Raw genomic sequence first — 15,771 nt, forward strand, 5'->3', positions numbered from 1 at the left:
TCGGGTTCTTGAACTATTGCCATACCAGCAGCAGCAGACCGATGGCGGCTGCGACAAGCACCGGCCATTGCTGACTGCCTGCCCATTGGCTCAGTGGCTGCCAGGCCAGTGCCAGGCCTAGCAGAACCAGGCCAATACGCAGGCGATGCTGGCGTTTGCCCTGGCGAGCCATTTGCTGTTGCATGTCGCTGATGGCAGAGGTCTGCTGGTGACGCTGGCGGTGCTCGTGCTCCATGCGGCTGAGCGCCTGATGCGCCAGTACCGGTAGCTCGGGTAACTGGTGCGACAGTTCCGGTGCCTGGCGCTTCAACGAGCGCCATAGGCCGCCGACGCCCGCCCGTTCTTTCATCCACTGCTCGAGATAGGGTTTTGCCGTGCTCCACAGGTCCAGGTCAGGGTAAAGCTGTCGGCCTAGGCCCTCAATATTGAGCAAGGTCTTCTGCAACAGTACCAATTGGGGCTGTACTTCCATGTTAAAGCGCCGTGCGGTCTGGAACAGCCCCAGCAGGACCTGGCCGAAGGATATATCTTTCAACGGTTTTTCCAGAATCGGTTCGCAAACCGTGCGAATCGCCGCTGCAAACTCGTTGGCGCGGGTGTTTTCGCCCACCCAGCCCGATTCAATGTGCAGTGCAGCGACTTCGTAATAATCCTGATGGAAAAACGCCAGCAGGTTGCGGGCCAGGTAATCCTGATCCTCCCGTGTCAGGCTGCCGACAATACCGCAGTCAATGGCGATATATTGCGGATCTTCCGGGTTATCACAGTTGACGAAAATATTGCCGGGGTGCATATCGGCATGGAAGAAATTGTCGCGAAACACCTGGGTAAAGAAGATTTCCACACCGCGCTCGGCGAGCTTCTTGAGATTGGTACCGTTGGCCTTGAGGGTGTCGAGGTCGGCGACGGGCACGCCGCGAATACGCTCCTGGACCATGACGTGGCGGCGGGTAAACGGCCAGTAGATGGTCGGTACAAACAGCAGCGGGGAGTCTTTGAAATTGCGCTTGAGCTGAGAGGTGTTGGCGGCCTCCTTATACAGGTCAAGCTCATCGAAAAGCGTGGCCTCGTAGTCCCTGATGACTTCCACCGGGCGTAGACGTCGGGCTTCGGGTACCTTGGCCAAGAGTTTGGCCACCTGATACATCAACGCCATATCCTGACGCATGATGCGCTCGATGCCGGGTCGAATGATCTTGACCACCACGTCTTCGCCGCTATGTAATTGGGCGACATGAACCTGCGCAATGGAAGCCGAGGCCAGAGGCGCCGTGTCGAAGAACGCAAAGGCATCGCTGAGCGACATTTCGAGTTCTTTTTCCACCCGGGTCACGGCCTGCTCACCCGGAAAGGGCGGCACCTGGTCTTGCAAGCGCCTGAGCTCGTCGGCAATGTCTTCGGGTAACAAGTCGCGTCGGGTGGAGAGCATCTGGCCGAATTTGATAAAAATCGGTCCCAGTGTTTCCAGCGCGAGGCGCAGGCGCTCGCCGCGCGTGCGATGGCCGACGGGCATCAGGCGCAGTGGCGAGAACCACAGCAGAAGGCGCAACCACCAGGGAAACCGATCAAGCGGGAGGAGCGTATCCAGGCGGTAACGGGCCATCACCCAACTGATGCGAAACAACCGCAAACTCATGGGCGTGCTCCTGCTCGCAGCCGTCGCTCGAGGCGCTTGAATCGGGCTTCCAGACGGTCAGTCGCCACCTCGAGCGCGGTCAACTGGTCGCGTAATACATCGCGCTGCTGGCGGCCGGGCAGTAAGCGGGCTTCTTCAAACACGTACTCGGAGACATCCTGCACCAACTCGTCCTTGGTACGCAGCCCCCAGTCAGCCGCTCGCCGCACCCCCTCGGCCAGTGAGTGGGCAGGCGTATCCCCCAACCAACGTGCCAGTTCGTTTTCCCAGTCGAGATCCAGGTCAAGAAGCAGCGTGCGCGTCGCTTCGAGTAAATGCACCTGGCCGCGTATCGCCAGCTTGCCTTCAAACATCAACTGCTCGATCGACGTGCCGCCAATCCAGGCTGACAGGGTTTCCGGAGTCAGCTCCACGACGGCATCAACGTGGCGTTCGTCAATATCGTCGGCGCGCAGCAGGTCAATCCCGGCGGCGTGATAATGAAGTACCAGGGCGAACTGAGGCTGTTCGAAACGCACGAGCAGCCGACTACCCGAGAGCTGGGCAAGCCGCGCTGGTGACGCCGGGTCACGGGCAAGCAGGGCGTTCAGCGTGCGTTCACATCCGGCCAGCAACAGGGTCGGGGTTAGCAGCATGCTGACCTCTCGGTGGTTGGTGTCATAGCTTGATGCCGCGGTGCAGTGCCACGATACCGCCGGTTAAGTTGGTGTACTCCACCCGCTCGAGACCGGCATTTTCCATCATGCCTTTCAGCGTCTCCTGATCGGGGTGCATACGAATCGATTCGGCTAGGTAGCGGTAGCTTTCGCCGTCGCCTGCCACCCATTCGCCCATTTTCGGCAACAGGCGGAAAGAATATTCGTCGTAGGCTTTGGTGAGTAGCGCATTGCTAGGCTTGGAAAACTCCAGCACCAGCAGGCGTCCGCCGGGTTTGAGGACCCTTGCCATGGAACGTAGCGCGGCGTCCTTGTCGGTGACATTACGCAAGCCAAACGCGATGGTGATGCAGTCAAAGCTGTTGTCGGGAAACGGCAGGCATTCGGCGTTGGCCTGTACATACTCGACGTTGCTGCCCACGCCGTTGTCCATCAGCTTGTCGCGACCAACGTTGAGCATGGAGGCGTTGATATCGGCAAGCACGACTTTGCCTCGCGGGCCGACCAGGCGCGAAAACTTAAGCGTCAGATCACCGGTGCCGCCCGCGATATCGAGGACGTGGTGACCCGGCCGAACGCCGGCACGCTCAATGGTGAGGCGCTTCCAGACACGATGAATGCCCATCGACATCAGGTCGTTCATGACGTCGTAGCGTGCGGCGACCGAGTGGAAAACGTCGGCTACCCGAGAGGCTTTTTCGTCGAGAGGAACTTCCTGATAACCAAAATCGGTCGTGCGTTTATCCGTGGGGCTCATGGGGCTCTGGCTCCAGAGTTCGAGGCGATGAGCGTCGACCCAGCGGTCGCCGCATTAATAAGGTTGTCAGCATTGTAGCCTTGTCCGCCCCGGCTTGTCTGCGTTTGCTCTGGGGCGTTACGTCACAGCTGTTTGAACTGGATACTGGCAGGCTCGCGGGAGGCCCCGGCCTCCTCAAGCCGTTGCAGGTAGTTTTCCCAGTAGGCCGTTTGATGCTGGGCCAGGTCATAGAGATAGTTCCAACTGAACAGGCCGCTGTCGTGACCGTCGTCAAAGTGCAGTTTGAGTGCGTAGTTGCCCGCTGGGGTAATGTTCTGCAGCCCTACATCCTTTTTGCCGACCTGCAGCACCGCGGTATCGCCGCCATGGCCGCGTACCTCGGCAGAAGGTGAGTAAACGCGCAGCAGTTCCACCGGCAGGCGATAGCTTTCGCCATTGGCGTAGCCGAGCTCAAGCTCGCGGGTCGACTTGTGGTAGTGAACGCGGGTGGGGGTGGGAGCAGTCATGATACACCTCAAAAGCAGCTGGGTGTCGGCGGCCATTGGTGGCGCGCCAAGGCTCGGCATCCCTGCCGAGCCGACAGGTTACAGAATATAGCGCGACAGGTCTTCGTCGACGGCTAGCTCACCGAGTTGGGCATTCACGTAATCGGCGTCAATCAGTAGCGGGCTTTCCATGTCGCCACCCTTGAACGAAGCCTCTTCCAGTAGACGCTCCATGACGGTATGCAGGCGCCGCGCGCCGATGTTCTCGGTGCCCTCGTTGACCTGCCAGGAGATTTCGGCGATGCGCTCGATGCCGTCCTGGGTAAACTCGACGTTCAGCCCTTCGGTGGCCAGCAAGGCCGTGTACTGCCTGGTCAGCGAGGCAGACGGCTCGGTCAGGATGCGTTTGAAGTCACCGGGTGTCAGCGCATCCAGCTCGACGCGGATGGGCAGGCGGCCCTGAAGCTCGGGGATCAGATCCGATGGCCGCGACAGATGGAAGGCACCGGAGGCGATAAACAGGATGTGGTCGGTCTTGACCATGCCGTACTTGGTCGAGACGGTCGATCCTTCGATAAGCGGTAGCAAGTCGCGCTGCACACCCTCGCGGGAGACGTCGCCGCCACTCGACTGGCCACTGCCCTTGGCGACCTTGTCGATTTCATCCAGGAAAACGATACCATGCTGCTCGACCGCTTCCACGGCGCGGGCCTTGATCTCTTCCTCGTTGACCAGCTTGCTGGCCTCTTCATCGCGCAACAGTCCGAAGGCTTCTCTGACCTTGACGCGGCGTGTCTCGCGCTTCTGTTGGCCCATGTTGGAAAACAGGCTCTGCAACTGGCTGGTCATCTCTTCCATGCCGGGGGGCGTCATGATGTCGATCCCCTGACCCTGGGCGGAAATCTCGATATCGATTTCTTTGTCGTCCAGTTCTCCTTCACGCAGCTTCTTGCGGAACGTCTGGCGGGTGCCGTTATCCTCGCGGGGCTTGTCTTCCTGGCCGCGAGGTGGGGGCAGTAGCGCATCGAGAATGCGGTCTTCGGCGGCATCCTCGGCCCGATGGGCGACTTCTTCCTTGGCGTGTTCGCGGACCATCTTGATGGCCGCTTCGATCAGGTCGCGAATGATCGATTCGACGTCGCGACCCACATAGCCAACCTCGGTAAACTTGGTAGCCTCCACCTTGATAAACGGCGCGCGCGCCAGTTTGGCCAGGCGACGGGCAATCTCGGTTTTACCCACGCCGGTAGGGCCGATCATCAGGATGTTCTTGGGCGTAACCTCCGGGCGCAGCTCATCGTCGAGCTGCATGCGGCGCCAGCGGTTGCGCAACGCAATGGCAACGGCGCGTTTGGCATCCTGTTGTCCAATAATATATTGGTCCAGGGCGTGGACGATTTCGCGGGGTGTCATCTGGGTCATAAGGGGCCTCAACGTTCGTTGGTGTTCAGCTCTTCAAGCGTGATGTGGTGATTGGTGAACACGCAGATGTCACCAGCGATAGCGAGGGATTTTTCAGTGATCTCCCGGGCACCCAGTTCGGTATTTTCCAGCAGTGCCCGAGCGCTTGCCTGGGCATAGTTGCCGCCTGAGCCAATGGCGATAATGCCGCGCTCGGGCTCGACGACGTCACCGTTGCCGGTAATGATCAGCGAAGCACTGTGGTCGGCCACGGCCAACAGGGCTTCGAGGCGGCGCAGGGCGCGGTCGGTGCGCCAGTCCTTGGCAAGCTCGACGGCAGCCTTGGTGAGGTGCCCCTGGTATTTTTCAAGCTGAGCTTCAAAGCGTTCGAACAGGGTGAAAGCATCGGCGGTGCCACCCGCAAAGCCCGCCAGTACCTTGCCCCGGTAGAGGCGGCGTACCTTGCTGGCATTGCCTTTCATCACGGTGTTGCCCAGTGATACCTGGCCGTCACCCGCTAAGGCGACTTGGTTTCCGCGACGCACGGATACGATGGTGGTCATGGAGGTAACTCCTTGGGGGGAGGCTTGCTCCCGATGACGATCGGGTCGGTGCTCGACCCTCTTTAAGCAGTTCTCAACAAAATGCGGGCGGTCGATAAAAAATCAACCGCCCGCACGTCATTGGGGAGTGAGTTTGTCAGTTTTGCAGTTGAATCAGCAGCGGCTCAATGCCTTGGGTGGCCATTAAGTCCTGAGCGCGGTTGAGTTCGCGGGTATCCTCGTAAGGACCCACCTGCACACGATGCCAGGTGCTGCCGTCGGCCTGGATCTCGCTGATCTGTGCCAGCAGGCTCAAGTTACGCAGCCGTTGACGCAACTGTTCGGCATCGTCCAGCTCGCGAAACGATGCCGCTTGCAACACGTAGCGGGCACCGTCTTCATTGGCCGTTTGCTGCGCGGTGGTGACCTGTTCTTCCGGGCGCATATTGGCCGCGATCACCTGGGCGATGGGATCGTCGACGGTGTCGCCATCGCTGCTGGGGCTATCGGCTTCGGCGGCAGTCGGCGTCTCAACGCTTGAAGGAGGGGCCACGCCGGGGGCAATCACCTCGGTTTCAGGTAGCAGGGTGTAAAACTCGAAGGTCGGCATGGAGGGCTCTGTCGAGTCTTCGGTTTCCCGGGCGGCCTCACGTGCATTCCGCTCCTCAGCGCTTGATTCAGACGTCGTTTGGGTGGCGTCATCCGCGGTGTCCTGCCAGGGGGCTGTGCCATGCTGGTGTTGGGCCAGAAAGAAACCGGCCGCCATGCCCGCCAGACCCCATAGCCAGCCGGGTAAACGGAATCCACCACTTGAGGGGCGGGGCGATTTGCGCTGGCTGGTAGCGCCGCGGCGGGCGGGCTTTTTACGCGGGCTCGCCATGGGTTACATCTCCTCGGGGGCGCTGACCCCCATTAAATCCAGGCCGTTACGCAGCACCTGGCGGGTCGCAAGGCCCAGCGCCAGGCGTGTGTTGCGAAGGGTGTCGTCTTCAACCATGACCTTGACGGCGTTATAGCAGGTGTGGAAATCACCTGCTAGGTCAAGCAGGTATTGGGCGACCTGCTGGGGTTCACGGTTGTGGGTGGCGTTTTCGATGACTTCCGGGTAGCGGGCCAGGCGATTGAGTACGGCGCGTTCCTGATCGCTGTCCAGCAGGGCCAGATTGGCCATGGCAAGGTCGTGATCGAAAGGCTGCTCCGCCGCTTCGGCCTTGCGCAGCATGCTGCACACCCGGGCGTGGGCGTACTGAATATAGTAGACCGGGTTGTCATTGGACTGGGAGCGTGCCAGGTCAATATCAAAAGTCAGTTGCGAGTCGGCCCGGCGGGCGGCCAGGAAGAAACGCGTCGCGTCGCGGCCCACTTCGTCGATCAGGTCGCGCACAGTGACGTAGCTTCCTGCGCGCTTGGAGAGTTTTACTTCAACGCCGGAGCGGGTCACCATCACCATCTGGTGCAGCACGTAATCCGGCCAACCCCTGGGGATGCCGACATCCAGCGCCTGCAGACCGGCGCGTACCCGGGTGATGGTCGAGTGGTGGTCGGCCCCCTGCTCGTTGATCACCGTCGTGAAGCCTCGCTGCCACTTGTCGAGGTGGTAGGCCACGTCGGGCAGGAAGTAGGTATAGCCGCCTTCCCGCTTGCGCATCACGCGGTCCTTGTCGTCGCCGAAGTCGGTGGTGCGCAGCCACATGGCACCGTCTTCTTCATAGGTGTGGCCTGCGGCGATGAGCTGTTCGACCGTGGCATCCACCTTGCCGTCGGCATATAGCGAAGACTCCAGAAAGTACACGTCGAACTCGACGCCGAACGCCTTCAGGTCGAGGTCCTGCTCCCTGCGTAGCCAGGCCACGGCAAAGGCTTGAATCGCGTCAAGGTCATCGGCGTCGGCATTGGCGGTGACCTCGCGATCATCGGCGCTCACCGTTTTGCCCGCCATGAAGTCCCTGGCAACATCCACGATGTATTCACCGCGATAGCCGTCTTCCGGCCAACTTGGGTCGTCAGGACCCAGGCCTTTGGCGCGCGCCTGTACCGAACCTGCCAGGTTGGCAATTTGCGCGCCCGCATCGTTGTAATAGAACTCGCGGGTCACGTCATAGCCGCTGGCATCGAGCAGACGACACAGGCAGTCGCCGATCGCAGCGCCGCGGCCATGGCCCACGTGCAGTGGCCCGGTGGGGTTGGCGGAGACAAACTCGACCTGCACTTTCTCACCCCTGCCGATCAGGCTGCGACCAAAGGCATCGCCGCTGTCGAGCACCTGAGCGACAATTTGCGCGGCGGCGTCCGAGGCAGCAAAGAAGTTGATGAATCCAGGGCCAGCAATCTCGGTTTTCTGGATGGCGTCGCTCGACGGCAGCGCCGCTACCAGGGCGTCAGCCAGCTCGCGGGGTTTCATGCCGGCGGGCTTGGCCAGCATCAGCGCCAGATTAGTGGCGTAATCTCCGTGAGCCTTGTCCTTGGTGGGGTCCACCTTGATGGTGGGCGCTAGATCAGCGGGCAGCACGCCTTGGTGCTTGAGCGCGGAGACCGCGCCGTCGAGCAGTGAACTAATCGTGTCTTTCATTTAAGTATCCGGGTGTTATCAGTGGCGGCGTGGGCATGCACGCATCGCTATTCAGCGGCAAGGTGCCCCATTATCGGCAATTGAGGCGCAGTTTCAAAGCGGTGTGTCGGCTGGCATCTAGGACAAGCTTTGTGGATCAATGTCAATCGACCAGCGAACCCGGCGTGCGTCGCGGTTGGCTTCAAGCCATTGTGTCAGCCAACTGGCGGCGGCGTGGAGCTGGCTGCGCTTATCCGCGGTCAGCATGACTTGCAGATGGTAACGGTTCTGGCGGCGCTCCATGGGGGCGGGCACCGGTCCCAGGCAGCGTGCGGGTGTGTCGCTATTGGATAGCCATTGGCGCAGAGCCTGGGCGGCCTGCCGGGCCAGGCCAAGAGCTGCTTCCTCTTTGGGGCTTTCAATACGCAGTAGTGCCATAAAGCAAAACGGCGGCAACTGGGCGAGGCGGCGCTCTTCCAGCAGGCTGCGCGCCAGTGTGCCATAGCCGTGTTCGGCAAGCTGGCCCAGTTGCGGATCGTCGGGATGCAGGGTCTGTACCAGCACGCGCCCTGGGTGGGCCGCTCGTCCAGCACGACCGGCAACCTGTTCGAGCAGTTGGGCGCTGTGTTCCAGGGCGCGGAAATCTGCTGCGTAGAGTCCACCATCGGCATTGACCACCACCACCAGCGTCACATGGGGGAGGTGGTGGCCCTTGGCGAGCATTTGTGTGCCCACCAGCAGGCAGGGTTCGCCACGCTGAATCTCCTTGAGCATCTGCTCGAAACTGTCCTTTTTCCGCGTGCTGTCGCGATCGATGCGCTGCACCTTGGTCTTGGGGAAAAGGCTTTGCAGGGTCTCCTCGGTACGTTCCGTGCCGCTGCCCAGGGCGCGTAAATCGCCACTGTCGCATTCCGGGCAGGCGTCTGGCAGGGCGCGGCGGCTGTCGCAGTGGTGGCAGGCAAGCAGAGGTGGCTGGCGGTGCAGGGTCATGCGGGCATCACACTGGCCGCATTCGGCGAGCCAGCCGCAGCTGTGGCAGGCCAGTGTCGGCGCAAAGCCTCGCCGGTTGATGAAAATCAGCACCTGTTTGCCAGCGGCCAGGGTATTTTTGATGGCGCTGAGGGAGGCTGGTAATAGGCCGCCCTGGCGCCGCTGGTGACGCATGTCCACCAGTTCGAGTTTGGCGGGCGGGTGACGGCTGGGCCGCTGGGTCAAGCGCAAGTGCCGGTAAGCCCCGGTTAATGCTTGCTGTAGACTTTCCAGAGACGGTGTGGCACTACCCAGCAACAGCGGTATTTTATGGTGGTGGGCACGGGCCACGGCCAGGTCCCGCGCGTGATAGCGCAAACCGTCCTGTTGCTTATAGGAACCGTCGTGCTCTTCATCGACGATAATCGCGCCGGGGTTGGCGAGTGGGGTGAAAATCGCTGATCGGGTGCCGATGATGATCAAGGCCCGCCCGGAGGCTGCCGCCTCCCAGACGTCCAGGCGCTCGGGGTCGGTAAGTCCCGAGTGCAATGCCACGACGGGCACGCGGAAGCGGCTTTTGAAGCGTGACAGCGTCTGTGGGGTCAGGCCTATTTCGGGGACCAGTACCAGCGACTGCTTTCCCTTGGCTGCCACGGCCTCGATCAGTTGCAGGTAAACTTCGGTCTTGCCGCTGCCGGTAACGCCTTCCAGTAAGCAAGGGTGGTAGTCATCGAGTTTTTCATGCAGGGCGGCCAGCGCCGTCGCCTGTTCCCGGTTAAGCGGCAGCGCAGGGCTTGCCAGCAGGCTGCCGCCGGGTGGCGTGGGGGCGGTGATGGTAATGTCTTGTGCCTCGGCCAGGCCCTTTTTTTCCAGCGCGAGCAACTGGTCGCGACTAAATCCATGCGCATTGACCGCGCGTCCCGGCAAGCCGTGGGGATGCTGTTGCAACAGCGCGTGTAACGCCGCCTGTTTCGGGGCGCGGCTCAAGCGGTCATCGCCCGGCGGGCCCGACGCCCGCCAAAGTGTTTGCGTGCGTCCGGCCATGGGGTGGCCCTGGCGCATCCGTGCAGGCATGGCCATGGCCAGGGTGTCGCCCAGGCTATGCTGGTAGTAGCGTGCCGTGAACTGGCAAAGCCATAGCCAATCGGCGGGCAGGGGAGCATCGTCCAACGTTTCGCTGACGCTGCGCAGTTGGGCGTGCGACAGGTCGCTGTGGTCCGCCAGTTCAACGACCACACCGACGACATCGCGATGGCCGAACGGGACGCGGACGCGCAATCCTGGCTGCCAACCGCCAGGCGGTGTCTGGCGGTTGGGCAAGTAGTCGAACAGGCGTCGCAAGGGCGACGGCAGGGCGATTTTGAGCACCTGGGCGGAAACAGCGTCGGACAATTGGCCTCCGGCATTAGTTTTGCTAGAATACGCGGCCGCTCTGACTTTAAACGAAGGAGCGATTAACCGGTTAGTCGTTTTTTAAACCCGTATGCGGTGCCTGGCACGAGATCAGGTGGCGGCATACCGCTGATGAGGCTCAAGATGAAACAAGGTATCCATCCGAATTACAACACGGTCACCGCCAACTGTTCCTGCGGTGCCAGCTTCCAGGTGGGCTCCACGTCGGGTCAGGATTTTTCCCTGGACGTGTGCTCCAACTGCCACCCTTTCTACACCGGTAAGCAGAAACAAGCGACCACCGGTGGCCGTGTAGAGCGCTTCAACAAGCGTTTCGGCGCTGCTATCAAGCGCGGCTGATCCTTTACGGACCTGCCATATCGAAAGCCCCAGGGCTTGCGAAAACCCACGCCAAGGCGTGGGTTTTTTTGTGCGTGACGAGAGCGTTGGCAACAGGTAATAGCCAAATGCCAGGATAAAATGGAAAAATTTTCCATAAATGCTGCATTGCATTAATAAAAACAATCGTTACCGTTGAAGTGTTTACGTGTAAATTTCACTAAAAATGTTTGAAATGTTACGAAATGAGGGTAAACGTCGATTAAACGACCGTTTTTATGCCGGGTTTACCGCTTGCTTGAGCGGGCCGGGGTTTTTCTATATTCTGGCACCACTTATCTCCTTTCTATGTAACTGGACCCTTGACCATGACCGATGCAAACAAGCAGGCCGCCTTGGATTATCACGCGAAGCCGATTCCCGGCAAGCTGTCGGTGGAGTTGACCAAACCCACCGCGACGGCACGGGATTTAGCGCTGGCGTATAGTCCTGGGGTGGCCGAGCCGGTCAGGGAGATTGCTCGCGAAGCCGAAAACGCCTACCGATATACCGGCAAAGGGAATCTGGTCGCGGTCATTTCCGACGGCAGTGCGATCCTTGGGTTGGGCAATCTGGGGCCAATGGCGAGCAAGCCGGTGATGGAAGGCAAGGGCGTGCTGTTCAAGTGTTTTGCCGGCATCAACTCGGTGGATATCGAGGTGGATGCCGAAAGCCCGCAGGCGTTTACTGACACCGTGGCCCGCATCGCCGATACCTGGGGGGGCATTAATCTGGAAGATATCAAGGCACCTGAATGTTTTGAGATCGAAAAGGCGCTGATTGAGCGTTGCAGCATTCCCGTGTTTCATGACGATCAGCACGGCACGGCGATTGTCACCGCCGCGGGCATGCTGAACGCGCTGGATATCGCGGGTAAAACCATCGAAGACGTCAAGATCGTTTGCATGGGCGCAGGTGCGGCGGCCATTGCCTGTATGCGACTGCTGGTATCCTGTGGGGCGAGTAAGGAAAACCTGATCATGCTTGACCGGCGCGGGGTTATTCACAGCGATCGCGAAGGCATCAATGAATACAAGGCCGAGTTTGCCCGTGATACGCACATGCGCACCCTGGATGACGCCATCGATGGCGCCGACGTGTTTATCGGTTTGTCAGGCCCTGGCTTGTTGTCGGCTGAGCAGGTGAAAACAATGGCGCCGGATCCGGTGATTTTCGCCTGCACTAACCCTGATCCCGAGATTCATCCCGATGTTGCTCGCGAGGCGCGTCCGGATGTGATCATGGCAACCGGCCGCTCCGATTTCCCCAATCAGGTGAATAATGTCCTGGGCTTCCCGTTTATCTTTCGCGGCGCCCTCGACGTGCGCGCGACGCGCATCAATGAGGCCATGAAGCTGGCGGCGGTTCATGCACTCAAGGACCTGGCTCGCGAGCCGGTTCCCCAGGAGGTGCTGGATGCCTATGAACGCACCGAGATGCAATTTGGCCGCGAGTACATCATTCCCACGCCCGTCGATGTAAGGTTGCTGGCGCGGGTTTCTTCGGCGGTGGCTCAGGCCGCGGTGGATTCTGGCGTGGCACGTAAGCCATATCCGGCGCACTATCCACTACAGTCAATTAATGACGTTTACGGCGAATAGAGCCCGCAATATCCGCGACTGTTTATTCTGACGCCCGCTATCCAGCGGGCGTTGGTCGTTCAGTCAGCGGTGGAATAGCGTGTCAGGCCTTCCTGGGCGGTAGAGGCAACCAGGCGGCCGTCGCGCTGGTAGATATGCCCCCGCGCAAGTCCGCGGGCGCTGCCTGCCCACGGCGAATCGATAACGTACAGTAGCCAATCGTCCAGGCGGGTGTCTTCGTGTAACCAGAGGGCATGATCCAGGCTTGCAATGCGCAGCTGCGGATCGGTATAGCGGATGCCGTGGGGCGTCAGGCTGGTGGTCAGCAGGTTAAAGTCGGACGCGTAGGAGAGCAAATGACGGTGAAGGGCCGCGTCATCGGGCAGGCTGCCAGCCAGGCGAAACCACAGGCACTGACCGGCAGGGTGTGACCGATCTGGATTCCCCTTGAGATGCAAAAACTCGATCGGGTGGCCAGGGAAGCGAGAATGCTTGACATCACCGCTGTCTATCAATGATTCGGGAGTCGGCACCTCAGGCATTGCGCGCTGATGACTGAAGCTTGTTTCGTTGCTCTGAAACGAGGCACTGCAGAAAAAGATCGGGCGGCCCTTTTGAATTGCTGTCACGCGGCGTGTGGTGAAGCTGCCCCCGTCACGAATGGTATCCACCTGATAGACCACCGGCCGGTGGGGGTCTCCGGGGCGCAGGAAATAGCCGTGCTGGGAATGCGGGCGACGCTCGACGGGCACGGTGCGACTGGCGGCGGCGAGCGCCTGTCCCAATACCTGCCCGCCGTAGAGTTGGGGGAATCCCAAGTCCTGACTTTGGCCGCGAAAAAGGGTGTCTTCAAGGGCTTCAAGCTCAAGCAAGTTGACCAGCGTATTCAGCGCGTCTGCCATTCTGGGTATCCTGTAGTCTCTCATTCGGCGGCGCTCAATGGCGCCGTTCATACGATCGTTTTGTTACCTTAACGGAGTTTGCTGTGATTCGCAGCGATGAATTTTACATGCACCGGGCGTTGGACCAGGCGCATCTGGCGGCTGAAATGGGCGAAGTGCCGGTGGGGGCCGTGGTGGTTGACGCTGATGGCAGGATTATCGGTGAAGCTGGCAATGCCCCGGTATCCAGTTGTGACCCCAGTGGTCATGCAGAGGTTCGTGCTCTTCGCGCGGCGGCCCGGCAGGTAGGTAACTATCGCTTGTCCGGTTGTACGTTATTCGTGACGCTGGAGCCCTGCATGATGTGTGTTGGGGCGATGATCCACGCTCGCCTGCGCCGCCTGGTCTACGCAGCTGCCGAGCCGCGCACGGGAATGGTGGAGTCTAAAGCCAATCTGCTGGCGCAGCCGTGGTTCAATCATGCCATCGATGTTCGGGGTGGGGTATTGGCGGGGCAGGCAAGCAAGTGCTTAAAAGCTTTTTTTGCCGCCAGGCGGAACGAGGCAGACCGATAGCCTAGTCGTCAATGCCGCCGGTGGCGATTTGGTTACGCCCTTCCCGCTTGGCACGATAAAGGGCTTTGTCGGCGGTTTGCATCAAGCGCGTCATGTCGAACGGTTGAGGGTCGGTGACACTCACGACCCCAGCGCTCAGAGTGATTGGCTTGCCATCGGCATGGGTCAAGCAGGTATCGATAACCTGCAAGCGCAGCGTATCGGCCAGCTTTCGGGCGGCGTCCATGTTCAGGCCGGGCAGCAAGGCGACAAATTCCTCGCCACCGTAACGCGCAAAAATACCGCCATGCTGTTCCATAAGCGCCTCTCCCAGCAACGCGATGTGTGCCAGGTAGTCGTCGCCTACCAGATGACCCAATTGGTCGTTGACGCGCTTGAAGTGGTCAATATCAAACAGCGCCAGGCTGAGTGGCCGCTTTGACCGGTGTGCGCTGACGTGGTCGAGAAAGTGGCGCCGGTTGGGGATGCCGGTTAGCTCGTCATGGCTAGCCAGCCATTCAATCTCGCGCTGTAACTGACTGCGAGTGCGTATTTCCTGCTGCAACGAAGTATTGCTTTGCAGCATGGCGCGATGTTGGTAACCCAGGCGCTTGAAGCTATAGATGACCAGATACACGAGATAGGCAAATGTCAGGCCCAGCACGAGGCTCAAGGTGGGCAGCCGGGGGAGCTGGCTCAGCAGGTAGTTGCGTCGCGGTCGATCCGAGAGTGTCAGCGCCTTATCGCCAAGCATCACTTGGTGGTGGTAAATCCATGGGCCCGGGTGTCTGGTATCGCCGTAGACGGCGAGTATCTGCTCGTCGCTGTGCCATTGGATAATACCTTCAGCGTCCGTTAATTGCTTGAAGAGGGTATCAGCCAACTGGGGGAAGCTTATGACCATGGCCGCCGCGCCTATGGGCGCTTGCTGCTCATTTTTGACGGGCAAATAGTGGATCATGCCGCGTTCGCCTTGGAGTAGCTGGATGATATCGGTGCTGCCCTCGCGCTCGCCATTTAATGCCGGCTCCAGCGCGCGACGTCCTGCTGGCTGTGCGTCGAAAAGGCGTAGCCCCAGGGTGCTCAGGTTGAGCGGTGTAGCGGGGTATACCTGTCGAATACCGCTGTCAGGTGTGATGAAGGCCATGTTGATCAGGTAGTCAAAGTCTTTCTGATAGCCTTCTGCCTGCTGGACCCATTGGGCATAACTGGGGGGCGTCGACTGAAGCTCCCAGGTGCGCGCAAAGCGGCGCATGGCGTCGAGATGGGCGGTAATTTCGCGGCTGAGCTGTGTTGCCAGGGTTTGTACGCGGGTCTCGGCGCGCTGGTAGAGCGCGCGTTCGGCGTGCAGGTGAAGCTGTTGCCAAAGCAGCAACGAAAAGCCGACCACGGCAAGCGTTGACCATAACGTTACAGCCAAATAGCGTCGCTTGCCTCGCCAATAGGGAAGGGCATGAACCACCTGTGCGGTCAAAAGGGCCGCGTGGAGGATTAGCACGGGCCAGGACGTTGCGTAGTCGAGCAGGGGGGAGAAGCCAGGATACAGGGCGGGTTCAATGCCTTGCAGGCCGAGTAAAAGCGCGGCCGAAGCGCTTAATAACGGTGCGCCCAGTCGCGCGCGTAACTGCAGAATTAGACTGAGCGCAGTCAGTTGCAGGGCGACCGTCGTGAGTAGCGGCGCCCTGAGTGTTTCAGTCGTCGCATCCGGTAAAAAGTGCTCGGCCAGTCGTTGCCAACTGGCGGTGGATAGCCAGGCTTCGGGCAGCAGGTAGCTGAGCATGCCCGGTGCGAGCATCCCTAGTACGCCAAAAGCAAGCAGGCATGCCAATGGCCAGATTCCGCGCATGGCAGCTAGATTGGCAAGTGCCAGCAACCACAGTGCCAGGGTCGTCATCCCTGGTGTTACCCACAGCAGCGTTGTCGCCCCCAGCATTACGACGATAGCAAGTGTCAGCGCAAAGCGGCTGCGAAGCGTTTGAGGCATTACGGTCT

Annotated in this window: 14 protein-coding genes; 3 read left to right on the forward strand and 11 right to left on the reverse strand. The window is 60.2% G+C overall.

Translation table 11 applies throughout. From position 1 onward, the window contains the following. Window positions 1–13: 13 nt before the first annotated feature. From ubiB to QC816_RS00300, 9 genes are all read right to left on the reverse strand, one after another. Window positions 14–1,636, reverse strand: a complete 1,623-nt coding sequence (gene ubiB / locus QC816_RS00260; RefSeq protein WP_085917065.1) for a ubiquinone biosynthesis regulatory protein kinase UbiB — start codon at window positions 1,634–1,636, stop codon at window positions 14–16. Then, a complete protein-coding gene (locus QC816_RS00265; protein WP_085917066.1) occupies window positions 1,633–2,271 on the reverse strand; it encodes a ubiquinone biosynthesis accessory factor UbiJ in 639 nt (212 codons plus the stop codon). The genes ubiB and QC816_RS00265 overlap by 4 nt, the downstream gene beginning before the upstream one ends. A 22-nt stretch (window positions 2,272–2,293) precedes the next feature. Further along, window positions 2,294–3,049, reverse strand: coding sequence for a bifunctional demethylmenaquinone methyltransferase/2-methoxy-6-polyprenyl-1,4-benzoquinol methylase UbiE (ubiE, locus tag QC816_RS00270; RefSeq protein ID WP_085917067.1), 756 nt, complete (start codon window positions 3,047–3,049; stop codon window positions 2,294–2,296). A gap of 122 nt (window positions 3,050–3,171) precedes the next feature. Further along, a complete protein-coding gene (locus QC816_RS00275) occupies window positions 3,172–3,555 on the reverse strand; it encodes a gamma-butyrobetaine hydroxylase family protein (RefSeq protein WP_066318303.1) in 384 nt (127 codons plus the stop codon). Between the two features lie 78 nt (window positions 3,556–3,633). Then, window positions 3,634–4,956, reverse strand: a complete 1,323-nt coding sequence (gene hslU / locus QC816_RS00280; protein ID WP_085917068.1) for an ATP-dependent protease ATPase subunit HslU — start codon at window positions 4,954–4,956, stop codon at window positions 3,634–3,636. A gap of 8 nt (window positions 4,957–4,964) precedes the next feature. Further along, entirely contained in the window at window positions 4,965–5,498 is a 534-nt protein-coding gene (hslV, locus tag QC816_RS00285) for an ATP-dependent protease subunit HslV (protein WP_066318308.1), read from the reverse strand. Between the two features lie 136 nt (window positions 5,499–5,634). Further along, the gene (locus tag QC816_RS00290; protein ID WP_264823639.1) at window positions 5,635–6,357 is read right to left on the reverse strand and encodes an SPOR domain-containing protein; all 723 of its coding nucleotides are present in this window, start codon (window positions 6,355–6,357) and stop codon (window positions 5,635–5,637) included. Between the two features lie 3 nt (window positions 6,358–6,360). Beyond that, a complete protein-coding gene (argS, locus tag QC816_RS00295; RefSeq protein WP_264823638.1) occupies window positions 6,361–8,046 on the reverse strand; it encodes an arginine--tRNA ligase in 1,686 nt (561 codons plus the stop codon). 117 nt (window positions 8,047–8,163) lie between these two features. Next, window positions 8,164–10,386 (reverse strand): primosomal protein N', encoded by a 2,223-nt coding sequence (locus QC816_RS00300; RefSeq protein ID WP_309780538.1) that lies wholly within the window; start codon window positions 10,384–10,386, stop codon window positions 8,164–8,166. A gap of 144 nt (window positions 10,387–10,530) precedes the next feature. On the opposite strand from QC816_RS00300, the gene rpmE reads away from it, so the two are divergent. Beyond that, the gene (gene rpmE / locus QC816_RS00305; RefSeq protein WP_044630499.1) at window positions 10,531–10,746 is read left to right on the forward strand and encodes a 50S ribosomal protein L31; all 216 of its coding nucleotides are present in this window, start codon (window positions 10,531–10,533) and stop codon (window positions 10,744–10,746) included. A gap of 347 nt (window positions 10,747–11,093) precedes the next feature. Further along, on the forward strand, window positions 11,094–12,365 hold the full coding sequence (locus QC816_RS00310; protein ID WP_309780539.1) for a malic enzyme-like NAD(P)-binding protein: 1,272 nt from the start codon (window positions 11,094–11,096) through the stop codon (window positions 12,363–12,365). A gap of 59 nt (window positions 12,366–12,424) precedes the next feature. Here QC816_RS00310 and QC816_RS00315 read toward each other — a convergent pair whose 3' ends face one another. Then, the gene (locus tag QC816_RS00315) at window positions 12,425–13,246 is read right to left on the reverse strand and encodes an acyl-CoA thioesterase (protein ID WP_085917071.1); all 822 of its coding nucleotides are present in this window, start codon (window positions 13,244–13,246) and stop codon (window positions 12,425–12,427) included. Window positions 13,247–13,332: 86 nt separating this feature from the next. Here QC816_RS00315 and tadA point away from each other — a divergent pair, with 86 nt between their 5' ends. Beyond that, window positions 13,333–13,800 carry a tRNA adenosine(34) deaminase TadA gene (gene tadA, locus QC816_RS00320; RefSeq protein ID WP_217807966.1) on the forward strand — a complete coding sequence of 156 codons (468 nt, stop codon included), beginning with the start codon at window positions 13,333–13,335 and terminating at the stop codon, window positions 13,798–13,800. A gap of 1 nt (window position 13,801) precedes the next feature. Here the strand turns inward: tadA and QC816_RS00325 are convergent, their stop codons facing one another. Next, entirely contained in the window at window positions 13,802–15,763 is a 1,962-nt protein-coding gene (locus tag QC816_RS00325) for a GGDEF domain-containing protein (protein WP_309780540.1), read from the reverse strand. Window positions 15,764–15,771 lie beyond the last annotated feature (8 nt).

The organism is Vreelandella janggokensis (assembly GCF_031451615.1).
GTDB classification, from domain to species: domain Bacteria; phylum Pseudomonadota; class Gammaproteobacteria; order Pseudomonadales; family Halomonadaceae; genus Vreelandella; species Vreelandella janggokensis.